At 75.2% G+C, this 21,755-nt stretch carries 20 protein-coding genes; 3 read left to right on the top strand and 17 right to left on the bottom strand.

All coding sequences use genetic code 11. The annotated features are described in order from the left end of the window. Positions 1–89 precede the first annotated feature (89 nt). Both ACFVU7_RS15130 and ACFVU7_RS15135 read left to right on the top strand, forming a co-directional pair. Entirely contained in the window at positions 90–1,022 is a 933-nt protein-coding gene (locus ACFVU7_RS15130; protein ID WP_388045352.1) for an MBL fold metallo-hydrolase, read from the top strand. A 197-nt stretch (positions 1,023–1,219) separates the two neighbouring features. Further along, a complete protein-coding gene (locus ACFVU7_RS15135) occupies positions 1,220–1,957 on the top strand; it encodes an MgtC/SapB family protein (protein ID WP_388045353.1) in 738 nt (245 codons plus the stop codon). 7 nt (positions 1,958–1,964) lie between these two features. Here ACFVU7_RS15135 and ACFVU7_RS15140 read toward each other — a convergent pair whose 3' ends face one another. Further along, on the bottom strand, positions 1,965–3,113 hold the full coding sequence (locus ACFVU7_RS15140; protein ID WP_388045354.1) for a PP2C family protein-serine/threonine phosphatase: 1,149 nt from the start codon (positions 3,111–3,113) through the stop codon (positions 1,965–1,967). 302 nt (positions 3,114–3,415) lie between these two features. Between ACFVU7_RS15140 and ACFVU7_RS15145 the strand changes: the two genes are divergently transcribed. Next, complete coding sequence (locus ACFVU7_RS15145) at positions 3,416–3,907, top strand: signal peptide protein (protein ID WP_388045355.1); 492 nt, start codon at positions 3,416–3,418, stop codon at positions 3,905–3,907. Positions 3,908–3,966: 59 nt separating this feature from the next. Here ACFVU7_RS15145 and ACFVU7_RS15150 read toward each other — a convergent pair whose 3' ends face one another. The 16 genes from ACFVU7_RS15150 to ACFVU7_RS15225 form a co-directional block, all read right to left on the bottom strand. Beyond that, positions 3,967–6,021, bottom strand: coding sequence for a transglycosylase domain-containing protein (locus ACFVU7_RS15150; protein WP_388045356.1), 2,055 nt, complete (start codon positions 6,019–6,021; stop codon positions 3,967–3,969). Positions 6,022–6,120: 99 nt separating this feature from the next. Further along, the gene (locus tag ACFVU7_RS15155) at positions 6,121–6,489 is read right to left on the bottom strand and encodes a hypothetical protein (protein ID WP_387825327.1); all 369 of its coding nucleotides are present in this window, start codon (positions 6,487–6,489) and stop codon (positions 6,121–6,123) included. 137 nt (positions 6,490–6,626) lie between these two features. Continuing rightward, the gene (locus tag ACFVU7_RS15160; RefSeq protein ID WP_388045357.1) at positions 6,627–7,646 is read right to left on the bottom strand and encodes a winged helix-turn-helix domain-containing protein; all 1,020 of its coding nucleotides are present in this window, start codon (positions 7,644–7,646) and stop codon (positions 6,627–6,629) included. A 28-nt stretch (positions 7,647–7,674) separates the two neighbouring features. After that, positions 7,675–8,931 (bottom strand): NADase-type glycan-binding domain-containing protein, encoded by a 1,257-nt coding sequence (locus tag ACFVU7_RS15165; RefSeq protein ID WP_388045358.1) that lies wholly within the window; start codon positions 8,929–8,931, stop codon positions 7,675–7,677. A 3-nt stretch (positions 8,932–8,934) separates the two neighbouring features. Next, positions 8,935–9,498: a phage tail protein gene (locus ACFVU7_RS15170; RefSeq protein WP_388045360.1), complete on the bottom strand. Its 564-nt coding sequence runs from the start codon at positions 9,496–9,498 to the stop codon at positions 8,935–8,937. Then, entirely contained in the window at positions 9,495–11,456 is a 1,962-nt protein-coding gene (locus ACFVU7_RS15175) for a putative baseplate assembly protein (RefSeq protein WP_388045362.1), read from the bottom strand. Before ACFVU7_RS15175 ends, ACFVU7_RS15170 begins: the two co-directional genes overlap by 4 nt. Next, positions 11,456–11,878 (bottom strand): GPW/gp25 family protein, encoded by a 423-nt coding sequence (locus ACFVU7_RS15180; RefSeq protein WP_049657621.1) that lies wholly within the window; start codon positions 11,876–11,878, stop codon positions 11,456–11,458. Before ACFVU7_RS15180 ends, ACFVU7_RS15175 begins: the two co-directional genes overlap by 1 nt. Continuing rightward, entirely contained in the window at positions 11,875–12,192 is a 318-nt protein-coding gene (locus tag ACFVU7_RS15185) for a PAAR domain-containing protein (RefSeq protein WP_388045364.1), read from the bottom strand. Before ACFVU7_RS15185 ends, ACFVU7_RS15180 begins: the two co-directional genes overlap by 4 nt. A 74-nt stretch (positions 12,193–12,266) precedes the next feature. After that, on the bottom strand, positions 12,267–14,045 hold the full coding sequence (locus ACFVU7_RS15190; protein ID WP_388045365.1) for a VgrG-related protein: 1,779 nt from the start codon (positions 14,043–14,045) through the stop codon (positions 12,267–12,269). Further along, complete coding sequence (locus tag ACFVU7_RS15195) at positions 14,042–14,794, bottom strand: LysM peptidoglycan-binding domain-containing protein (RefSeq protein ID WP_388045366.1); 753 nt, start codon at positions 14,792–14,794, stop codon at positions 14,042–14,044. The genes ACFVU7_RS15190 and ACFVU7_RS15195 overlap by 4 nt, the downstream gene beginning before the upstream one ends. A gap of 67 nt (positions 14,795–14,861) precedes the next feature. After that, positions 14,862–15,287, bottom strand: coding sequence for a phage tail protein (locus ACFVU7_RS15200; RefSeq protein ID WP_049657629.1), 426 nt, complete (start codon positions 15,285–15,287; stop codon positions 14,862–14,864). 88 nt (positions 15,288–15,375) lie between these two features. Then, on the bottom strand, positions 15,376–15,972 hold the full coding sequence (locus tag ACFVU7_RS15205; protein WP_388045367.1) for a hypothetical protein: 597 nt from the start codon (positions 15,970–15,972) through the stop codon (positions 15,376–15,378). Between the two features lie 2,891 nt (positions 15,973–18,863). After that, positions 18,864–19,022 (bottom strand): DUF6760 family protein, encoded by a 159-nt coding sequence (locus ACFVU7_RS15210; protein WP_181970396.1) that lies wholly within the window; start codon positions 19,020–19,022, stop codon positions 18,864–18,866. After that, a complete protein-coding gene (locus ACFVU7_RS15215) occupies positions 19,019–19,504 on the bottom strand; it encodes a hypothetical protein (protein ID WP_074002702.1) in 486 nt (161 codons plus the stop codon). The genes ACFVU7_RS15210 and ACFVU7_RS15215 overlap by 4 nt, the downstream gene beginning before the upstream one ends. Further along, entirely contained in the window at positions 19,501–19,941 is a 441-nt protein-coding gene (locus tag ACFVU7_RS15220; RefSeq protein WP_049660364.1) for a phage tail protein, read from the bottom strand. The genes ACFVU7_RS15215 and ACFVU7_RS15220 overlap by 4 nt, the downstream gene beginning before the upstream one ends. Positions 19,942–20,024: 83 nt before the next feature. Then, positions 20,025–21,557, bottom strand: a complete 1,533-nt coding sequence (locus tag ACFVU7_RS15225) for a phage tail sheath family protein (protein ID WP_074002703.1) — start codon at positions 21,555–21,557, stop codon at positions 20,025–20,027. Positions 21,558–21,755: the final 198 nt, after the last annotated feature.

Here is a 21,755-nt window from a genome sequence, read left to right on the forward strand (position 1 = left end):
CAAAAGCTAAGGGTTTGCGTTAGCGAGACTGTAGGTTCTATGGTCGCGTTAACGCAAACGAATGGCTTTTGCAGCGGAGGAACCGCCCCATGCCCGACACCCCTACCCCCTCCTGGACGGTCGGCGACCTCACCGTCCACCGCGTCGACGAAGTCCCGCTGCCGCCCGCCACCGGGCCGTGGCTGCTGCCCGACGCCACCCCCGAGATGGTGGCCGGCCAGGACTGGCTGCGCCCCGACTTCGCCGACGCCGACGGCGTGCTGCGCCTGGACAGCCACAGCTTCGCCGTCGTCGTGGACGGACTGCGCGTCCTCGTCGACACCGGCATCGGCAACGGCAAGCAGCGGGCCAACCCGGCCTGGCACGACCTGCGCACCGACTACCCCGAGCGCCTGGCCGCCGCCGGCTTCCCGCCGGACTCCGTCGACCTGGTGGTCCTCACCCACCTGCACGCCGACCACGTCGGCTGGAACACCCGGCAGGTGGACGGCGCGTGGGAGCCCACCTTCCCCGGCGCGCGCTACCTCACCACCCGCGCCGAGCGGGAGTTCTGGGCCGGGTACCCCATGGACGAGGCGCGCGCCCAGCTGTTCCGCGACTCGGTGCTCCCGGTCGAGCGGGCCGGCCTGCTGGACCTGGTCGACGTCCCGGCCGAGGGCCTGCGGATCATCCCCGGCCTGCGCCTGCTCCCCACCCCCGGCCACACCCCGGGGCACGTCGCCGTCGAACTGACCAGCCGGGGCCGGACGGCGCTGATCACCGGCGACTGCCTCCACCACCCCGTGCAGCTCGCCCACCCCGCCATCGGCGCCTGCGTCGACATCGACCCCCGGCGGTCCGCCGCCACCCGCCGGGAACTGCTCGCCTCCCTCGCCGGTACGGACACCCTGCTGCTCGGCACCCACTTCGCCCCGCCCACCGCCGGCCATGTCCTCGCCGACGGGGAGGCCTACCGGCTGCGGCCCGTGCCCCCGACAGCCGGGGAGAGCGACCCGCCCGTCGGCGCCGACGGAGCGCGGTGAGTGCGCACCGGGCGGGGCCGCCGAGCCGGCGCGCCGTCGGTTCGCCTCCGCTCGACCCCCTGACCGTCAAGTCGGCCCGTCCGAGCGCCGGTCCGATCGTCTGATGAACCGTAGGCTCGACGGCACCCGCTTCGCCGAACCGGGATCGGTGCCCGCCCTCCCGGGGGCGGGCGGGACGATTGAGACGGCAGGAGGAGTTGAGGACGCTGGGAGCGTTCGTCGAGCCCTTCGGGCAAGGATGGGTCCACTTCACCGACTTCGCCATCGCCCTGGTGCTGGCCAGCGCGATCGGCCTGGAACGGGAGATCAGACAGAAGGCCGCCGGACTGCGCACGTACACCGTCGTCGGTCTCGGGGCGGCGCTCTTCACCCTGGTGAGCAAGTACGGCTTCAGCGACGTGGTCCAGTCCGGCGTGGTCACCCTGGACCCGTCCAGGATGGCCGCCCAGATCGTCTCCGGACTGGGCTTCATCGGCGCCGGGGTGATCTTCGTCCAGCGCGGCTCGATCCGGGGGCTGACCACGGCCGCCACCGTCTGGCTGACCGCCGCCATCGGCACGGCGGCGGCCGCCGGACTGCCGCTGCTCGCCACCGCGGCCACCGCCGCCTACTTCTTCGTCGGCTACGTGCTGCGGCCGCTCACCCACCGGCTGCCGAGGCTGCGCACCCGGCCGGTCAGCTGCCACGTCACCTACACCGAGGGCAACGGCCTGCTGCGGCTGCTGCTCGCCCGGATCACCGCCGCGGGGTTCGCCGTGGCCGAACTGGCGACCGTGGACCGGGCCGGGCCGCCCGACGAGGGCGGCGGCGGCGACGAGCGGATCGCGGAGGTGCACCTCACCGTGCACGGCCGCGGGGACCTGTCCGCCCTCACCGCCGAACTGGCCCGCCTCCCGGGCGTCCTGACCTGCGCGGTCAGTCACGCCGAGGACTGAGGCCGGCTCAGTCCGCCGACCCGGCCGACGCCGCCGGCGCCACCGGGGGCGTCCGGACGGCGAGCAGGGCGGTGTCGTCCGTCAGCCGGCCGCCGGTGTGCCGGAGGACCTCGGCCGCCACCTCGTCGACCAGGCGCCCGGGGTCGACCGCCCCGGGCCGGGCGGCCAGGCGCTCCAGGTGGTCGCGCAGGGCGAAGAAGGCGCCCGTCCGGTCGCGGGCCTCGGTCACCCCGTCCGAGACGATCAGGACCGTCTCCTCCGGGCCCAGGCTCAGCCGCCGGACCTCCGGCAGCCCGCCGGCCAGCTGGGCCAGCCCGAGCGGTGCGCCGTTGCCCGGCGGCAGCTGGCGCACCCCCGCGGGGCCGAGGACGTGGGGGCTGTCGTGGCCGAAGTTGACCACCTCCACCTCCCCCGGCGCGTCGGCCGGGAACCAGACGACCACCGCCGTGGCGAACCGCTCCTCCTGCTCCCCCAGCCGCTCCGCCAGCAGGTTCTGCCGGTGCAGCCGCTCCTCCAGCCAGGACGCGACGGTGGCCAGGTCCGCCTCGTGGAAGGCGGCCTCCCGGAAGCAGCCCACCAGGGCCGCCGCCGCGGAGACGGCCGGCAGGCCCTTGCCCTGGACGTCGCCGAGGATGACCCGCGCCCCGAACGGGGTGGCCAGCACGTCGTAGAAGTCGCCGCCCACCCGGGCCTCGACGTCCGCGGCCAGGTAGCGCGCCGCCGAGTCCACCCCGCCCCAGCCCGGCGGCACCGGGCGCAGCACCACCTGCCGGGTGGTCTCGGCCGTGCCCTGGAGGTGGTGGACGTAGGCGGCGGCCCGGGCGCGGAAGATGCTGATCGGCACCGAGACGGCGGCCCCCGCGATCACCAGCAGGAAGTCCTCGATCCCCTGGGACTTGCTCCAGATGCTGTCCAGGGCCGGGTAGGCGACGACGGCGAGGAGGGCGAACAGCGTGGTGGCCGCCGGGCCGCAGAGCCCTGCGGTCACCACCGGGACCATCGCCAGCCAGCTGACGGACGCGAACGTGACGGGGGTGGCCGCGTCCACGCCCACCACCGCCGCCAGCACCGCCAGCGGCACCAGCCAGGACCAGTGGCCGTACCTGATCAGCACCGGCAGCCGCGGCCCCGGCTCCTCGACGGAACGCGCCCGCAAGCCGTCCCTCCCGTTCTCGCGACGTCCCCCGCTGTTCGGGCGCCCCGCCCGGCGCGCAGCCGCCCGGCGGAGGTTGCGCCCAAGGTACGGGGCCCGGTCACGGCAGGGGTGGTGCGGCGGCGTGGTGGCTCCGGCGCTCGCACGTTCGGCCCAGTCGGAGCACGGCTCGCGACGCCCCGCCCGGGCCCGGCACCGCTCCACCGCGTGCGGCTTTCCGAGTGAGGGGGCAGGGTGGTGCCGTACGGACCTGCCCGAACCACGCGGCGCCACCGGTGACCCGGCGGCCGGCCGAAGGAGGCGCCATGCGCACCCTGAAGATCCCCCGTCGGAGCCTGGCCCTGGCCGCGGCCCTCGCCGCCCTGCCGACCGCCGCGCTCGTCGCCCCGGCCCAGGCCGCGACCGGTGCCCGGACCGCGACCGCCGCCCCGCCGGTGTCCTTCGTGGAGCTCCCCGAGACCGCGCTGCCGCGCGACCACGCGACCCGGCCGATCACCGTCGCGTACCACAACGACTCCTCGGCCGACCGGACGGTGGCCCCGCAGATCCTGGTCGAGTCGCCGGACAACGGGCCCTTCCTCAACCCGGCGGGCATCCGGATCGAGGTGCTCTCCCCCGACGGCCACTGGCGCGCCATTCCGCTCGGCAGCCAGACCGGCACGCTGTACACCCGGCTCGTCCCGGCCAAGACGGTCCTGCACGGCCACCAGACCCTCACCGCGCACTACCGGGTCACCGTGGTCGGGAAGGCGCCGCTCCAGGGCACGGTCGAGCCCCGGGTGGCGCTCTACCGCTGAGTCACCGGCCGCCCCGAGCCGGTGCCACGGGACACCGGCTGCCCTGGGTCACCTGCGGCTCAGGGCAGCTGCACCGGGGTGAAGGTGCCGGCCGGGGTGCCCGCCAGCGCGCCGTCCATGGCGTCGCGCCAGATCGGGCCGGCCAGGGTGCCGCCGAAGGCCTGGCCGACCACCTGGCCGCCGATCCGCTGGCCGTCCAGCGGCTTGGGGTTGTCGGTGTCGCTGACCACGGTCGCGCCCGCCATCTCCGGGGTGTAGCCGACGAACCACACCTGGCGGCTGTCGTTGGTGGTGCCGGTCTTGCCCGCGCTGTCCCGGCCGGTGAGGCCGGCTGTCTGCCCGGTGCCGTCCTCGACCACGCCCTTGAGCATCGCGCTGACCGTGTCGGCGGTACCGGCCGACATCACCGCCGAGCAGTTCGCCTGCGGCACCGCGAGCGGCTTGCCGTCCGGGCCGGTCACCGAGGCGATGGCGGTCGGCGCGCAGTAGGTGCCGTGGGCGGCGAAGGCCGCGTAGACGGCCGCCATCGTCAGCGGGGTCAGGTCGTTGCTGCCGAGCGTCATCGACGGGACCACCTGGAGCTTCTCGCCGCCCGCCTGCTGGGTGATGCCCAGCTTGTTGGTCATCCGCGCGACGTCGCACAGGCCGGTGTCGGCCTCCAGCTTCGCGAAGTAGGTGTTGACGGACTGCGCCATGGCCGACTTCATGTCGAACCGGCCGGTGAGGCTCTGGCTGTCGTTGTGCACCTGCCCGGAGGACGGGAACCTCCCGCCCGAGCAGTCCGTCATGGCCGGCCACGGGATGCTGTAGTCCGTGGTGTAGGCCTGGTCGGCCGGGATGCCGCTCTCCAGGGCCGCCGCCGCGACGACCGGCTTGAAGGTCGAGCCGGTCGGGAAGCCGAGCCCGCCGCCCATGGCCTTGCCGGCGTTGTAGTTGATCTGGGTCTGGTGCTGCTTGCCGTCGACGCCGTACGGGCGGCTCTGGCCCATCGCCAGGATCTTCCCGGTGCCCGGCTGGACGATGCTCATCGCGGTCGCCGCCTGGTCGCCCGCGTCGACGTGGCCGGTGACCGAGGCCTGGAGCGCCGCCTGGGCCGTCGGGTCGAGCGTGGTGCGGATCTGCAGGCCGCCGCGCTTCCAGACCGCCTTCCGCTCGGCGGCCGACGCGCCGAAGGCCGGGTCGGTGAGCACCGTCTCGCGCACGTAGTCGCAGAAGAAGCCCTCGCCCTGCTTGGCCAGGATGCACCCCTGCTGCGGCGCCTGGACGTTCAGCCCGAGCGGGGCGGCGATCGCCTGCCGGGCCTCCTCCTGGGTGATGTGCCCGTACCCGGCCATCTTGCGCAGCACGGTGTCGCGCCTCTCCTTCGCCGCCGTCGGGTTGACCGTCGGGTCGTAGCCGGTCGGCGACTGCACCAGGCCCGCCAGCAGCGCGGCCTGCGGCAGGGTGAGGTCCGCGGCGTGCACGCCGAAGTAGCGCTGGGAGGCCGCCTCGATGCCGTAGGCCTGCTCGCCGAAGAAGGTGATGTTCAGGTAGTTGGTGAGGATCTGGTCCTTGCTCAGGGTCTCCTCGACCTTGATCGCGTACTTCAGCTCCTGGATCTTGCGGCCGACGGTCTGCCGCTGCGCCTCGGCGACCTTCTGCGGGTCGTCGCCCGCCTCCTCGACGAAGACGTTCTTCACGTACTGCTGGGTGAGGGTGGAGGCGCCCTGGGCGGTGGTGCCCGAGGAGGCGTTCTTGTCCAGGGCGCGCAGTACGCCCTTGAGGTCGATCGCGCCGTGCTCGTAGAAGCGGTTGTCCTCGGTGTCCACCAGCGCGGTCTTCACCAGCGGGGAGATCCGGTCCGCCGGGACGACCGTGCGGTCCCGGTCGTACACGGTGGCGATCGTGCCGCCCTGGGCGTCGAGGATCGTCGTGGCCTGGGACAGCGGAGGGGTCTTGAAGTCGTCGGGCAGGCTCTGGAAGTCGTCCGCCGCCGACTGCGCGCCGAGCCCGACCGCCGCCACCGCGGGCAGCACCATCCCCGCCGCCACCACCCCGGCGACCACGCTGACCGCGACCAGCCGTGTCCCGTGTCCCAGCTTCCGTATGCCCGCCACCACCCGCAGTTCCGCCATGACGCGTGACCGTACGCGGCGCAGATGAGGAACTCCTTGGAAGCGCGGCCTGCCGCCGGGCGCGGACGGCGCACCCGGCGGCAGGCCCGTGGGGCGGGGTCAGCAGGCCTTGACGTACCAGACCGGGCCCCAGTCTGCGGTGGGGTCGCCGTAGGGAGCGCCGGGCGTGGTGTAGACGAGGTTCTTGGACTTGCCGTACATCTTCGCCTTGAGGCCGGTGGACTGGTTGTTGTACCAGGACCCGCCGCTGTTCAGGCCGTCGGGGATCTCCTGGAGGATGCCGCAGTCGCTGAAGCGGAACATGAGGTGCTGGTAGTTGCTGTACTTGTAGCCGCAGATGTAGCCCTTGGGGCAGTCGGCCGGGGCCGCCGAGACGGCCGGCTGGGCGTTCGCCACGGGGGCGAGGAGCGTGGTGGCGGCGGCGAATCCGGCCGCGAGGACGATGCCGGCCTTGTGGACGAAGCGCATGGGGGACCTCCTGGGAGCAGTGACGTCGTGGTGCGGGCCGCCGGGTCCGGCGCCCGCACCTCAGTCTCGGAGTCCGGGGCACCGCCGCTCGACGTGTTTCGGCCTGGCCCGAATCACGGACGCACCGCTCAACTCCCCTACGAACCGGGCACATCGGGAACGTCGGGCGCGTCGCCGAGCAGTCCGAGGCCGAGCGCGGTCGGGCTGTGCAGCGCGGTGTTGCGGTACCGGGAGGTGCCGATCAGCCTGGCCTCGCGCAGCACGGTGGCGTGCTCGCTGGCGCTGGAGGGGGTGATCCCGGCGAGGGCGGCGAGCTCCTTCGTCGAGCAGCCCGGGTGGTCGGCGATCACCCGCAGCACGGCGGCCCGGGTGCGCCCGAGCAGGGCGGTCACGGTGGGCCCCGACCCCGCCGGGGCCGGGTCGGGGCCGAGCAGGTCCGGCCAGCCCGCGGGGCGGCCGTCGTCGATCGGGAAGGTGACCGCGGGCTGGGGCAGGCCGTGGGAGTCGTCGCTGACCATGGCCCGCTTGGCGAACACCGAGGGGGCCAGCAGGACGCCCTGCCCCTGGAGCCGCAGGTCGTGGTCGACCCTGCTGCGGACCTCCAGCACCGGCGGCCTCCAGCGCATCCACCGGGGGCTGGCGCCGGCGAGCAGCAGCTCGACGCCCCCGCCGAGGAACTGGCGCATCCGCACCGCCCGGTCCGCGGCGTAGCAGTCGGTGATCCGCGACCAGTAGCGGCCGACCAGGTGCTCGTAGAGGAGGCCGAGGCTCTGGGCGAGTTCCTCGCGCAGCGCGCCGTCCTCGGCCAGGCGGCGGGCCCACCCGGGGACGGGCTGGTGCTCGGCGATCGCGGCCAGCTCCGCCGCGACGAGCCGGCCCGGGGTCGCCCGTACCCGCTCCAGCAGCTCCTCCGGCCGGCCCGCCACCGCGGGCATCAGGAAGGTCGGCCCCCAGCCGTCCGCCGGCGCCAGGGAGAGCGCCATCCGGGCCCGCTCGGGCAGCCGCCCCAGGACGCTCCGCCGCCACGGGTCCAGCCGCGCCGCACGGCTCCGGTCCTGTAGGGCCCGCGCCGCGGCCAGGAGTTCGGCGAACGGCATCGGACCCGCCGGCCGGGTCCTGGCCAGGTCCTGGGAGGTGAAGTGGATCCGGTAGACCATGGGTTCCCTCCGGTGGCGGGCGACGCGGTCAGGTGCGTTTGAAGAACTCCACCTCCGCGAGCGCGATGGCGCGGCCGGCGCCGGTCCCGGCGGCCTCCCGGACGGTGAGCTTCACCTGGGTGACGTCGCTGATCCCGGTCTGGACGGTCTGCGGGCCCGGCTGGTCGTTGAGCGGGACCTGCTGGGTGTGGACCTCGCCGTCCTTCCCGGTGACCTCCAGGGTGAGGACGACGGGGCGGGCCTGCTGCTGGAACTGCTGGGGGTCCGGGGAGGCCCCGGTGTGGACGATCAGGTCCACCAGCCGGAACGGGCTGCGGAAGGAGAAGGTGACGGAGTCCCCGATCGCGGGCGCGCCCCAGTAGGTGTTGCTGAGGCCGTCGTCGGCCAGGGTGGCCGGGTGGCCCTCGACGGCGGCGCTCGCCGAGGTGGCGGCGGGGGCGATCGGCGCGGTGCCGCGGACCTTGTCCAGGACGTCCTGGAAGACCCGCTGACCGGCCGGGAAGAGCAGGACCCCGGCCACGACCACCGCGACGAGCGCGAGCAGGGCGATGGTGCGGCGCAGCGCGTTGCCCGAGCCGCCGATCCGCACCCGGCGCCGGAACGGCCAGCGGGTGCGCCACCAGGGCAGTTCGGCGACGGCTTCGGTGGGGGTCAGGGGTGCGGCGCAGCGGCGGCAGAACTTCCGCCCGGGCAGGTTGGGCGTGCCGCAGCTGGGGCAGGGCGGGCCGTCCTGGGTCTCGACGGCCTCGGTCGCCCGGCTGACGGGGCGGGGCGCGACGGGCTTGGCGGGCTGGACGGCCACCGGGTCGGCCGGGGCTGCGGGGGGCTGCGCACCGGGGACCTGCGCTGCGGGGTCGGGGGCCGGGGTCCGCGCGGGGGCCGGGCGTACGGGGGTGGTGGCGGGGCGCGGGGGTTCGGCGGCCGGGGCCGGGACGGTCGGTTGCGATGCTTCGACCCGGTCCTTCGCCTCCTGCTTCGCCTCGCCGTCCTTGGCTTCCGGTTCGGCGCGCGCCGTCCGGCGCGAGGCGCTTCGCCGTACGGGTTCGGCGGGAGCGGGGGTGGGCGTGGGAGCAGGCGCGGAGGCGGGCGTCGGCTCGGAGGCGGGCGTCGGCTTGGGCTCGGGCGTCGGCTTCGGCGCGGGAGCAGGCACCGGCTCGGCCTGCGCGGGCGCGGGTGCGGCCGACGCGGCACCGGCGGTGCGCGACCAGCCGAGGTAGGCGCCGCAGTTGCCGCAGAAGTCGTCCCCCTCTCCGTTGGCCGTTCCGCATTCGGGGCACACCGGCATTCGTCAGTCCTCCGCTCGCCCGGGTGGGCCGGGCAGGATCTCCACCCGGCAGGTCAGATGGACCGGACAGCCGGCCCTGACGACGGACCGCACCTGGTCCTCGTCCGGTTCCGCTCCGCGCAGCGGCCAGACCCGGACCAGCAGCTCGCCGCTCGGCGCGGGCGGCAGCGGGGCGTCCGGGTCGGCGGACCAGGAGGCGCCGCCGCCGTCCACGATCTCGGCGCCGACGCCGAGCACCAGCCGCAGCCGTTCGGTGAGGCCGCGCCGGGTGCCGCGCCAGCGGTGCAGTTCCACCGCGCGCCCGACCACGGCGCGGCGCACCTCCAGCGGCCAGGCCGGGTCGACCTCGACCGCGACCCAGGAGGCCAGCCAGTCGAGGAAGTCGGCGGGCGCGAGGCCGGGTTGGAAGTAGGCGGGCAGGTTGTCCAGGGTGGCGAAGACCGGGGCGAGGACGGTGTCCAGGCCGGACGTGAACCGCTGGGCGAAGTCGTCCTCGGCGAACAGCGCGGGCAGCAGTTCGCCGATCGGGTGCGGGCTGGGCAGCCCGGGGACGGCGGCTCTGGTCATGACCGCCCGTCCTCGGCCTGCGCGGTGACCACGACCTGGTGCTGGTGGGAGAAGACCAGGGCGTCCGGCGGGACCTCGACCCGCTCGGTCGGCGCGCCCCGGCGTCCGGTGATCGGGTCGGCCGGGAACAGCCGCAGCTCGTCGACGCCCGCGACGGCGGCCACCCGCTGGAGCACCGCGAACACCTCCCCGTACTGCACGGCCCGGCCGAACGGCCAGCCCGTGCCGTCGGCGCCGCCGCGCAGCGGGTTGAGGTACCGGTAGAGCGCGGCGAGCACCTCCTCGCGGACCCGGTCGGGGTCGGCGGCGCGGGTGGTGAGCCGGGCGACCACCGTCACGCCCTGGTAGGCGGGCGGCTGGACGACCAGCCGGGTGCCGATCAGCCGCCGCTCGTCGAGGGCTGTCGCGACGGCGGCCAGCACCTGGTCGTCGGGGATCAGCTGCTCGAAGCGCAGCCGGTCGCCCTCGTCCGCGACGGCGTCGGGGACGACCAGCACCCGCACCGCGCCCGCCTCCCCGCCGGTGGCGGGCACGCAGCTGATCCGGGCGGCGGACGGCGCGGCCTGCCGGGCGATCAGCTCGAAGTCCCCGGCGGTGACGGCACGTTCCTGCAGGCGCAGCTGGTGCGGGGCGCGGGCCTTGGCGTTCTCGACGGTCTCGCCGTCGACCCCGCCGCGGGCCGCCTCCCGGTTGTCGACCCGGGCGATGTACGGGACGGAGCTGCGCAGCACCGTGATGGTGCCGCGGGCGACGTTGCCCGCGATCCCGCCGCCGGTGCGGTAGCGCGGGACGCGCAGGTGGGCGCCCTTGGGCGGGACGGCGCCGAAGGCGCGCAGGCTGCCGTCCGGTTCGCGGACCGCGGGCGGGAAGAGGAACTCGCCGGTGGTGGCGTCCAGCACCACGTGCCGGTCGGTGGGCGAGGACTCGCCGAAGTGCTCGACGACCGTCCACCGTTCCCAGCCCTCGCCGGCCGCGACCTCGACCACCGGGGGCTCGCCGTCGAGCAGCACCGGGGGCCGGGCGAGCCGGAAGCGCTGGCCCGCGACGCCCTCCGAGGCGCCGAGCGGCGCGTCGGTGACGGTCTGCGCGTGGACGGCGGTGGCGGTGCCGCCGACGGTGAACACCTCGGCCCGGCGGATCGTGGGCGACTCGGAGTAGAACGGCTGGCCCGGCTGCGGCTCGGTGACCCGGCAGCGCAGCCAGCCGGCCCGCCGTCCGGCGACCACCGAGGCGGTGTGCCCGGCGGGCACGAAGACGACCACCTCGCCGGGCCGGTTGAGGCCGCCGGTGGTGTCGCTGCCGGTCTCGCAGGCGATCCAGCGCGCGCCGTCCCAGACCTCCCAGGCCAGCGGCGGTTGGCGCGGGTCGACGCCGACGCCCTCGACCCGGCTGTCCAGCCGGACGACCAGGATGCAGCGCGGCACCACGGCCGGCAGGGCGAAGAGCATGGCGTCCCCGGCCACCGGGCGCTGCTGGAAGCACCGGACGTCCGCGCCGTCGGCCAGTCGGGCCGTGCCGTCGGACTGCTCGCCGGAGGCGGAGACGGTGACCAGCCGCTCCAGCGAGCTGGGGACGATCGGCAGGTCCTCGGCGGTGGAGAGGACCACCGCCTCGTCGGTCTCGGTGCGCAGCGTGGAGACCTCGGTGCCGGCCCGCAGCAGGACGGTCTCGGTCTGCGGGGCGGAGAGCCAGAAGTCGACCTCGGCCCGGGCCGCGGCCGGCGGGAAGAGCCGGATGCCGAGCAGGTCGAGGAAGGCGGCGTAGTTCTTCTCCGGTACCCGGTTCAGCCGGTAGAGCAGCTGGTCCACCAGGTAGGCGAAGGTCTCGATCAGGGTGACGCCCGGGTCGGAGACGTTGTGGTCGGTCCACTCGGGGGCGCGCTGCTGGACGTACCGCTTGGCCTCGTCGACGAGCTGCTGGAAGCGGCGGTCGTCCAGGTTCGGGGAGGGCAGGGCCATCAGTTCGCAGACCCCTCGGCCGAGTTCGGGTGTTCCGGGATGGTGTAGAAGGGGAAGACCAGGTTGCGGCGGTCGTTGGTGGCCCGCACGGTGTAGTGGACGTCGATGTAGAGGGTGCCCTCCTCGACGCTGTCGAAGGCGATCACCACGTCGTCCACCTCGATCCTCGGTTCCCAGCGCTCCAGCGCGATGCGCACCTCGCGGGCGATCCGCCCGGCGGTGGTGCTGTCGCCGGTGGCGAAGACGTACTCGTGGATGCCGCAGCCGAACTCGGGGCGCATCGGCCGTTCGCCGGGGGCGGTGCCGAGGATCAGCCGGATCGCCTCCGCGAGTTCGCGGTCGCGCTCCACCAGGGCGATGCCGCCGGTGGCGTTGACGCGCAGCGGGAAGGCCCAGCCGCGGCCGATGAAGCTGCCCGTCATACGGCGCCGCCGATCAGCACGTTGAACGCGCCGACGGTGACGGTGGCGCCGCAGGTGGTCTTGTCCCCCACCCGGGCCGCGGGCAGGCCGCCGATCAGCACCACTCCCCCGGTGAGTGCGCCCGGGGAGGGCAGCACCACGTCGCCGGGGCCCAGCGCCAGGTGCGGGGGGACGACGCAGGCGTGGACGGTGCCGACGACGGCGGCGGGGCGGCCGCCGATCAGCACGGTCGCCACCTTGAGGGCGCCCGGCGGCGGGGTGGTGAGGGCGCCGCCGTGGTCGGTCAGGTCGCCGGTCCGGGCTGCGGGGGGCATGTGCGGTCTCCGTTTCGGATGGTGCCCGCTGGTCGTGGGGCACGCGTCTACTGCCAAGTCTCTGTGACGATACGTCAGTTGATCCGGACGATGGCCCCCTTGAGCACCGCCTCGGCGCCGCCTTCCACGGTGACCGCCGTCGTGCCCCGGACGGTGACCGATCCGCCGCGCACGTCCACCGTGCCGGTGCCCGCGTCCAGGGTGATGCCGGAGGGGGAGAGCCGCACGGTGCTGCCGGCCGCGCCGCCGAGGCCGTGGACGGTCAGCACGATCTCGCCGCGCTGCTGGTCCAGCTTGACCTCCAGCTTGCCGTCGCCGCTCGCCAGCCGGACGCCGGACTTGCCGCCCGGTACGTCCAGCAGCTCCATCCGGTGGCCCGAACGGGACACCACGGAACGGCGGTTGACCTTGCCGGAGCCCGTGTCGACCAGCGGCACGTCGTGCGGGGAGGGCCGGTCCACGCCGTTGTAGAGCCCGCCCAGCACGTACGGGCTGTCCAGGTCGCCCTGCTCGAAGCCGACCAGCACCTCGTCGTTGACCTCGGGGCTGACCACCCCGCCGCCGCCGGCGCCGCCCCACTGCACGGTGCGCACCCAGTCGGAGACGTAGGTGTCGTCCAGCCAGGGGAACTTGAGCTTCACCCAGCCGCGCTGACCGCCGCCCGGCTCCCGGACGTCGGTGACCACGGCGACGGCCAGGCCGGGTATCCGCGGCCCGCGCGGCGGCGCGTTGCCGCCGCTGGTCAGCCCGGCCAGCGAGCGGTCGGGGGCCGCGCTGACCACCACGGTGGTCCGGTAGCCGCGGAACGGTTCGAGCAGGTGGCGCACCCCCGTGGCGGTGTAGCGGCCGGAGAAGGCGGCGCCGACGTTGCCCAGGGCGACCGCGGTGCCCGCCCGCAGCCGCGGGTTGCCCTCGGCGACGACCTCCAGCTCGCCGAAGCCGGCCGCCACCGAGGCGGCCAGCGACCGGGCCACCGAGGCGGTCTCCGCCTGGGTGCGGTACGGGGTGTCGGCGACGGTCAGCCGGGCCCGGCCGGGGAAGGCGGAGGTCACCACCGAGGGGCTCATCCCCGGCTGCACGGTCTGCGACGTCACCGCGGGCTCGGTGGCGACCAGGGCGCTCTTGGTGGTGACGTTCCAGCCGCGCGCCTCGACGGTGTCCGCCCCTCCGGCGCCGGTCAGCACGCCGCGCAGCTCCAGCAGGTTGCGCCCGTACTCCAGCACCAGCGGGTTCTGCGGCGCGGGGGTGGAGGGGGCCGGCGCGCCGGAGGCGGGGTCGGGCTTGACGAACTCCAGCTTCCCGTCGTCGTCCACCCGCACCTGGGCGCCGCTCTCCTGCGCCAGGAACTGGAGGAACTCCCAGTCCGGGACATTGGCCTGGGAGAGCTGCTGGTGGACGACCGGGAAGGCGTCGACCCGCCCGCAGGTCAGGCCCGCTCCGGAGGCGACCTCGCGGACGATGTCGGCGGTCGTCATGTTCCGGAAGGCCTTCACCCGGCGCCCGCGCATCAGCCGGTGGGTGACGGCCGAGGCCCGCACCACGGTGTACGAGCCCGTGGTGTCCACCTCCAGCTCCAGCGCCGTCACCTCGCCGGTGAACAGCCGCGCCCGGGTGTTCCCCTGGACGGTCACCACGGACACCTTCAGCGGGGTGCCGATGGTGATGCCGGTGGCGGAGAGGAAGGTGTGGTCGGCGTCCCGGAAGGACAGCACGGCGGTGTCGGGCAGGCCGACGCTCTCCTCGATGTCGCAGGAGACCAGCTGGGTCGCCCAGATCGGCGGCAGCGGGCCGGGCGCCTCGACGACGGGGTCGGCGGCGAAGGAGCGGCCGCCGCGGGCCTCGGGCGTGGTCATGGCCGTACCCCCTGCGCGGAGCCGCTCGGGGTCCGTCCGCTCTGGGTGAGCTCCTCGATCCCCGGCACGATCAGCTCGGCGCCCGGGGTCAACGCCAGCGGATCGTCGATGTCGTTGGCCTCCGCGATGGTGCGCCAGGCGGTGGCGTCCCCGTAGGCGCGCCAGGCGAGCAGCGGCAGGCTGTCGCCGGCGATCACCCGGTGGGTGCTGCGGGCCTCCGGCGAGCCCGAGGTCGGGTTCTGGCCGGCCGGGTCGACGCTGGCCTCGTCGATGGTGAGCGAGCAGACCGCCCGCAGCGGCTTCCCGTCCACGTCGAAGAGCGAGTAGGTGACCGAGAGGCCGGTCAGCACCCCGTTGAACGACGTGGTCTTCAGGGTGCCCCAGTCCAGCCGGATCCACGGGCTGGCCGGGGTCTTGCGCGCCAGGCTGGCCGGGGTGGGCACGCAGGCCGTCATCAGCTGCTCCACCGCCCGCTCCACCGAATTGTCGTGGGTCGCGGTGGAGTCCAGGAACACGTCGAGGGAGAGCGAGCGCGGACCGCTGCCGACGAACTCGGGCAGCGCGGACTCGCCCGCCATCCGGGACGGGGTGCGCCGCCACTCGGTGGTCTTGCGCAGCACCAGGGTCGCCGGGTTGAACTGGAGCCGGAGCTGCGCGAGCGTGCCGCCGGGCTGGGCGCCGACCGTGGACGGTGGCTCCATGATGGTCAGTTGGGCCCGGGTGACGCTCGCGGGGACCGCTGGGGACATCCTGGTGCTCCTTCCGTGGGTCGGGCTGGCGGGTCGGCTGTGGGGTCGGGCCTGGCGGGCGGTGGGGTCAGAAGGGGCGCAGGCCCGCGTGGGCGATCTCCAGGGTCTCCATCGCGGCCTGGGAGTTGGCCGGGTCGAAGGACGGGCCCTCCCAGCGCACCGGGACGATCCCGAGCACCTGCCAGCCGACGATCCGGCTCAGGTCCGGCCGCAGCGCCACGATCTCGCCGTCCTTCGGCTCGACCTTGCGGACGATCTCGGACAGCCAGCGGGCGATCTTCGTCGTGTCGGCGGTGACCGCCCGGGTCAGCGTGATGTTCGTCCAGGTGATGCGGCCCGGCAACTGCCAGGCGAAGCCGTTGTTGCCGCCCTCCGCGTACTGCTCGATCTCGACCTGGGCGCCGAGTCCCGAGCAGGTGGTGAACTCACCCAGGTCGTTGCCGCCGATGGTCAGGCTGAAGAACACGCTGGTCGCGAAGATGGTGTCGGTCATCGGTTCGGCTCCCTGCTCCCTTGCTTCCGGTCACGTCGCCGCGGCCTGCTGGTGTGCGTCGTTCTGGTGTGCGTTTCCGGCTCCGCGCTCAGCGGCGCAGGTCGTACGGCTTGCCGCCGCGCTCCCGGCCCCTGCGCAACTCGGTGCGCAGCAGCCGGCCGACCGGTTCGACCAGCCGCCGGGCCAGTTCGTCGAGGTCGGCGGGGTCGGCGGACGACGCGGCGGGCGGTCCGCCGGGGGCGTTCCCCGGGGTGGTCGCGGCGGTCGAGGACGGTGCGGCGCGCTGCACCGTGGTGGGCGTACGCGCCGGTACGGCGGTCAGCGGCACCCCGGTCAGGCCGTTCTGCTCGGCCACCCGTTGCAGCAGCCGCGCCGTGGCGGGCGAAGGCGGGGCGGGTGCGGTGACTGCGGCGTTGGCGGCCCTGGTGGCGGTGGTGGCGTGCCCGGCGGGCAGGGCCCGTGACACGACGAGCGCGGGTGCGCCGGAGGGCCCGGCGGCGGCCGGGACGGCGGGCTGCTGCGCCGGGGACGGCTGCGGGGGCCGGGACGTCGCCGGGAGGCGCTGGACCGGCGCGGCCGTCACGGGCCTGAGCCGGACGACCGGCGGGCGTGGGGCGGTCGCCGCCGCCGTCGTGGACGCCGTACCGGGGGCGCCGGGGCTCGGGCGGCCTGCCGACGTCGGCATGGCGGAACGCTGCAACGCCGGGGCGCTCGGGTTCGGGACCACCTCACGGGGCCGGTCCGGCAAGGCGTACGACGGGTTCGCGGGTCCGGCTGCGGTCGGGCCGGTGCCTGCCTGCGCTGACGGGTGCTCCGCGGCCCGGTCCGACGACCGCCGGGAGAACGCGCGTTGCACGGCAGCCACGACCCCGCGCGACGACCCCGCATCGGAGCCGGCCGCTCCCGGGGTGCTGAACCGCGCCGGGGGGCCGAACCTCGCCGGGCCCGCCTGTGGGGCCGACGTCCTGGCGGCGGTGCCGCTGCCGTCCCCGGTGCCCGACGGGCGCCGCACCTGCGCACGCGCGTGCTGCGGAGCACCCGCGGCCGCCGCTCCGCCGTCCGTACGGGAGGCGAGCGCGTTGGGCCAGACGGCCGGGACCACGGGCTTGGCGGGCGCCGTGCCCGCGCCGGTGGGCACGGAGGTGCCGGTCGCGGGCGGCGCCGGCGGAGTGGCGAGGGCGACCGTCATCCGGCGATCGCCGAGCAACCCGCGCCGCCGGCCGATGAGTTGGACGGCGCGCTGCACGCCCAGACCGCCGGAAGCCGGACGTGCGGGAACCGTCACGGGAACCACCTGGCCGCTGCCACCTGCGGGCGCGGCGCCCGCAGGGCGGGGCCGGGCGCCGGGGACGATCGGCTGCGCGGAGGTACCCGGCCGCCGCTCCGGGCCGCCGCCGGACGGCGAGGCGGCGGCGGTGCCCGTCGTCCCCTGCCGGGTGTCGGAGGCCGCCGGGCGTCCGGCGGCCGGTCCGCGATGGCTGTGTTCCCCCTGCGGGTACGCACCGTGGGTGCCGGCAGCCGGGCTGGTCGAACCCGCCGATCGTCCGCCATCACCGCTCTGGGAGGGGGAGTTGGGCTCCGCCGGGCTGTCGCCGGGCTGCCTGACGGCGCGCTGCACGGGCAGCCCCTCGCCGGCCACCGGCGAGGTGACGGCAGGGACGGCCTGGCCTGCCGCCGGAGGCGTGATCCGCTGGACCGGTCGGCGCCCGTCGAGCAAGGGAGCGGCGCCCCCCGCCACGGCCGCCGTCGGCGGCAGCGCGTCGAGCGGCGCGCCCAGGCCCCCGCGCGTCCGGGCAGGGGCCGGGTCGGGCTGGGTCGGCGCTGACGGCGCGGGCGAGGACGTCGCACGCTGGACGGACGCGCCCTCGACGGTCCCACCCCTACGGGCAGGGGCCGGGTCGAATTGGGTCGACGCTGACGGCGCGGGCGCGGACGTGGTGCCCTCGACGGTCCCACCCCGACGGGTGGAGGCCGGGTCAGGCTGAGCCGACGCGGCACGACCGGGAGCCGGTGCTGAGGGCGCGGGCGAGGGCGTCGCACGCTGGACGGACGCGCCCTCGACGGCCTCGCTCCTGCGGGCGGGGGCCGAACCGGGCTGAGTCGGCGCAGCATTACCGGAAGTCGGCGAGGACGGAACGCGCTGAACGGACGTGCCCTCGGCGGTCCCACCCCTGCGGGCAGGGGCCGAACCGGGCTGAGCCGACGCGGCACGACCCGGGGTCGGCGACGACGAGGGTGCGGGCGTGCCGTTCCCGGACGGTGTGCGCTGGACAGGTGCGGCCCCGGCGGACCCACGGTCGGGCCGCACCGGCGCCGGGTTCCCCGACCCGGCGGCCGTACGGGCACGGCGGGCAGGGGTGGTAGCGGCGTCACGGCCCCCGCCGCCGGACGGCCGGGCACCGTCGGTCCCGCCCGCCTCGGAGCCGGTGGGCCCCGGGTCGGCGGCGGAGACAACGGGCATGGCCGGCGCACCCGAAGGAGCGTCAACGGCCCGGGGGCCGCCGGTGGCCAGGGGCGAGGCGCTGGCGGGCAGCGCGGTCAGGGGCGCGCCGAGGACCGGGCGGGCGGCCGCGCCACCACCCGACACGGCGGCACGCTGGACCACCCCCGCGCCCCGGTCGGGCACAGCGGCGGCTCCCGCACCCGGCGGCGTCCGTACGACAGCCTCGGGGTTCGCGGACGGCCGCGAGCCGTCGGCGGGTTCCGCCGCCGCCGCGAGTGGCGGCGCGTCCGTGGCCCGGCCCGACGGCTCGGCGACGGCATCCCGCCTGCCGACCGACCCCGGGAGAGCCGTCACCGGGCGCACGGGCAGGGCCCGGGGGCGCCGCGCGACGGTCAACGGTGCGCTGACGGAACGCGGACGGACCGGACGCTCGGCCCCGTAGGGACGCGAGGAGGCGGTGACCGCAGCGGGCGTCACCCCGGCAGGAGCCGACCCACCGGGCGTCCCGGCATCATTCGCCGACACCGCAGGACGAGGTGAACTCCCCCGCTCCCCACCGGACTTCGGCTCACCGTGCTCCGCCGCCCCGGCTGCCGTCGCCGCAGGCCCCGGCGCACCGCCGTCGGCCTTGCCCGTACGTGCCGGACGCGGCCCCGGGCGCACCGGAAGCCGCCGCAGCCGGACGGACCGCTGGACCGGCCGGGCCTGCCGGGCCGCCGCCGACTCCCCGCTCTCCACGGGCTCTTCCGCCCCGGACTCCCTCGGGAGGACCGGCACGACGAGTTCGTCCCCGCCCGTGCGGACGGGCGCCGGAGAGCCCGGCCCGGCCACCGCCCGCAGGATGCCGGCCGGCGCGGTCGGGAGGACCGCGTGGCCGAGCGGCCCGCAGAGCGAGGGGTCCTGCCACGCGCTGAGCCGGGACCGGAACCTCAGGCCGTCGCTGACGCCGTGGCCCGGCCCGGCCAGGGTCGGGACCAGCGGCGCGACCGCGCGCCAGCCCCCGTCCCCGGCCGCCCGGCGCCGCTGAACGACCTCGCCCGTACCGCCGGACGCGCCGTCAGCACCGCCGTCGCCGACAGCGGCGTCGGTGCCGCCCCGACGCCGGCCGATCCAGTCCCGAAGCCCCACCCGGCTCACCCGCCTTCGCTGATGCGGGTGTTGAGCCGGGCGATCTCCCTGACCCACTGCCCGCGTTCGCGGTGGGTCAGGTCGAGGATGTCCTCCCGCTGCCAGTGGAAGTGGTAGGCGATGTACGCGATCTCCTCGTACAGCCGAGCAGGCGCGTACGTCACGATTCCCCCAGGCGCCCACCGGCGAGGTCGACCTCGAAGGCGCCGTCGCAGTGCGGGCAGGTCACCGCGGCGCGCGTGTGGCCTTCGCTGTTGATCCGCTGGTAGAGGTCCTGGAGGAAGGCCACGTCGGTGGCGTACATCCGCTCGACGATCCCGGCGTGCACGTCGGTGAGGTCGCCGAGCCGGGTGATCACGTGGCTGAGCAGCACCACGCTGAGGTAGGCCGGGTTCTCCTTGACCCGCAGGTCGATCTGCGGCATCAGCTCGTCACGGGCGGTGGCCAGTCGCATGGCGCCGTGCCGGTGCACGGTGCCGTCGTCGTCCACGTACCCGATCGGCAGCTCGAACTCGAACTCGGTGTGCGGCACCCGCCCCCGGGGCTGCGCCGCCGCCGCTGCCGCCGGGGCCTGCTGCTGCGGCGCGGTGTTCTGGGGGGCCGGAGCCCGTTCCAGCAGCTCCTCCAGGCCGATCTTGCGCCTCACTCGACCGAAATCTCCTCGAACACGATGGTCACGGTCTCGGTGGCGGCGCTGGACTCGCCGGCGCTGAGGGTCGGGCCCTCCCAGCGGCTGGCCCAGGCGTTGAGGAGCTGGATGCGCCGCAGGGTGGCACCGGTGGTGTCCTTGACCTCGATGGTGAGGTTCTGCCGCGCGGTGTTGATCGCCCCGTTGTTGAGGGTCTCCTTGATCCAGTCCGTGAACGCGCCGCTCTTGTCCAGGCCGCGGGTGATGGTCACCTCGCCGGGGAGCCGGGCGCCGGGCTGCTTGCGGACGATCAGTTTGCCCTCTTGGGTCACCTGCTTGTACTCGACGACGTCCTGTTCGACCGTCAGGTTGCTGATCTCCTTGACGGACTCGACGTTGTAGCCGCCGAGTTGGACGCCGAATATGTGTGTGGAGAGCGGATCGCCTTCAGCCATGGGTCTGTGTCACCTTCCGATGCGAGGGGTGCCGAGGGTGCCGAGGAGCGGCACGGAGGGGTGGTGCCGACCGAGCCGGCCGGTCATTCGTTGACGAGGCTCGTGCTGTCGGAGAACTGGGACAGCCGGAACACCACGAACTCCGCGGGCTTCACCGGGGAGACGCCGATCTCGCAGATCACCTGGCCGAGGTCGATGGACTCCGGCGGGTTGTTGTCGCGGTCGCACTTGACGTAGAAGGCCTCGGCCGCGGTCTGGCCGAACAGGGCCCCGCGCCGCCACTCCTCGGTGAGGAACGCGGTGATGTTCCGGCGGATGCTGGACCACAGCCGGTCGTCGTTGGGCTCGAAGACCACCCACTGGGTCCCCAGGAGGATGGACTCCTCCAGGTAGTTGAACAGCCGGCGGACGTTCAGGTAGCGCCACGCCGGGTCGGAGGAGAGGGTGCGCGCGCCCCAGATCCGGATGCCGCGCCCGGGGAACGCCCGGACGCAGTTGACGCCGATCGGGTTCAGCAGGTCCTGCTCGCCCTTGCTGAGGCGCAGCTCCAGGTCCACCGCGCCGCGGATGACCTCGTTGGCGGGCGCCTTGTGCACGCCGCGCTCGGCGTCGCTGCGGGCCCACACCCCGGCGACGTGGCCGCTCGGCGGGACCAGCACGTTGCGGCCGCTCGCCGGGTCGAACACCTTGATCCACGGGTAGTAGAGCGCGGCGTAGCGGGAGTCGAAGCCCGCCTCGTCGTTGCGCCAGGTGCGCATCCGCTGGGCGTTGAGGCCGGGCGGCGGGTCCAGGACGGCGATCCGGTCGCCCATCTGCTCGCAGTGCGACATCACCGCCAGCTGGACGGTGCGCAGGCCCTCGTCGTCGAGGTCGCCGCGCTGGTAGGCGCTCATCAGGTCGGGGACCGCGACCATGGTGATCTCGTCGATCGCCTCCAGGCCGCCGAAGCCGGTCCGGGCGGCGGCGTCGCCGACGTACTCGGCGGGGTCGAGCCGGCCGGCCGGGGCCGCGGCGGGCGCGGGCGCGGCGGCCAGGGCGTGGCCGCGGCGCTCGGGGCGGCTCGGCGCGGTGCCGGGCTGTTCGGCGACGGCGACCAGCTTCGACTCGCGCAGCTGGGTGACGACGTAGCCCTTGGTGCTCTTGCGGGTCGAGACGTCGTACGTCTCGACGACCTCGGCGCCGCGGCGCACCAGCAGCCGGAACCGGTCGTCGGGGACGTTCTCGCCCTCCGCGTCGACGACCTCGACGGACACCTCGCCGCCCGCGCCGGGCAGGGCGGAGAAGAGGAAGCCGGCGATCTCGACGGGCGGGGCCGCGGTGACGGCGGGGGCGGCGCCGGGCGTCCGCCGGGCCGGGTCGCCGACCCGCACGACGTAGGCGGAGCCGCCGCCGTTGGCGAAGAAGCCGTACACCGAGTGGGCCAGGTAGGTGCCCTCGGTGAAGCCGCCGAACCGCTGGACGTACTGGTCCCAGTTGGTCACCAGTGTGGGCTCGTGGAAGGGGCCGGTCTCGGCGAAGCCGACGAACGCGGCGACGGCCGTGCCGACGCCCTCGATCGGCCGGGCACCGGACTGGACCTCCTCCACGTACACGCCCGGGGTGAGGTACGACGGCATACGCGCTCCTTCGGCTGGCCCTGCATTTTCGCCGGTCATTCGCCCCCGAGTCTGCTGCCCGGGCGGCGCCCGGGGACATGTCCCCAGGTGCCGGACCGGGGGCAAGGTCGCTGCCCCCGGCGGACACCGCCGTACGTACCCACCGGCCTCCGCCGCCCCGGGAGTGCTCGGCCGTGCCGACCGGCCACGCGGGAGGCG

The organism is Kitasatospora sp. NPDC058046, assembly GCF_042885595.1.
Taxonomy (GTDB): domain Bacteria; phylum Actinomycetota; class Actinomycetes; order Streptomycetales; family Streptomycetaceae; genus Kitasatospora.

What these genes read in the sequence shown, in the direction of transcription:
- ACFVU7_RS15220 (WP_049660364.1), bottom strand. Translation starts at nt 19,941, where the DNA reads ATGGCTGAAGGCGATCCGCTCTCCACACACATATTCGGCGTCCAACTC.
- ACFVU7_RS15200 (WP_049657629.1), bottom strand. Translation starts at nt 15,287, where the DNA reads ATGACCGACACCATCTTCGCGACCAGCGTGTTCTTCAGCCTGACCATC.
- ACFVU7_RS15165 (WP_388045358.1), bottom strand. Translation starts at nt 8,931, where the DNA reads ATGCCGGTGTGCCCCGAATGCGGAACGGCCAACGGAGAGGGGGACGAC.
- ACFVU7_RS15170 (WP_388045360.1), bottom strand. Translation starts at nt 9,498, where the DNA reads ATGACCAGAGCCGCCGTCCCCGGGCTGCCCAGCCCGCACCCGATCGGC.
- ACFVU7_RS15130 (WP_388045352.1), top strand. Translation starts at nt 90, where the DNA reads ATGCCCGACACCCCTACCCCCTCCTGGACGGTCGGCGACCTCACCGTC.
- ACFVU7_RS15145 (WP_388045355.1), top strand. Translation starts at nt 3,416, where the DNA reads ATGCGCACCCTGAAGATCCCCCGTCGGAGCCTGGCCCTGGCCGCGGCC.
- ACFVU7_RS15155 (WP_387825327.1), bottom strand. Translation starts at nt 6,489, where the DNA reads ATGCGCTTCGTCCACAAGGCCGGCATCGTCCTCGCGGCCGGATTCGCC.
- ACFVU7_RS15225 (WP_074002703.1), bottom strand. Translation starts at nt 21,557, where the DNA reads ATGCCGTCGTACCTCACCCCGGGCGTGTACGTGGAGGAGGTCCAGTCC.
- ACFVU7_RS15175 (WP_388045362.1), bottom strand. Translation starts at nt 11,456, where the DNA reads ATGGCCCTGCCCTCCCCGAACCTGGACGACCGCCGCTTCCAGCAGCTC.
- ACFVU7_RS15190 (WP_388045365.1), bottom strand. Translation starts at nt 14,045, where the DNA reads ATGACCACGCCCGAGGCCCGCGGCGGCCGCTCCTTCGCCGCCGACCCC.
- ACFVU7_RS15205 (WP_388045367.1), bottom strand. Translation starts at nt 15,972, where the DNA reads ATGCCGACGTCGGCAGGCCGCCCGAGCCCCGGCGCCCCCGGTACGGCG.
- ACFVU7_RS15195 (WP_388045366.1), bottom strand. Translation starts at nt 14,794, where the DNA reads ATGTCCCCAGCGGTCCCCGCGAGCGTCACCCGGGCCCAACTGACCATC.
- ACFVU7_RS15150 (WP_388045356.1), bottom strand. Translation starts at nt 6,021, where the DNA reads ATGGCGGAACTGCGGGTGGTGGCGGGCATACGGAAGCTGGGACACGGG.
- ACFVU7_RS15185 (WP_388045364.1), bottom strand. Translation starts at nt 12,192, where the DNA reads ATGCCCCCCGCAGCCCGGACCGGCGACCTGACCGACCACGGCGGCGCC.
- ACFVU7_RS15160 (WP_388045357.1), bottom strand. Translation starts at nt 7,646, where the DNA reads ATGGTCTACCGGATCCACTTCACCTCCCAGGACCTGGCCAGGACCCGG.
- ACFVU7_RS15180 (WP_049657621.1), bottom strand. Translation starts at nt 11,878, where the DNA reads ATGACGGGCAGCTTCATCGGCCGCGGCTGGGCCTTCCCGCTGCGCGTC.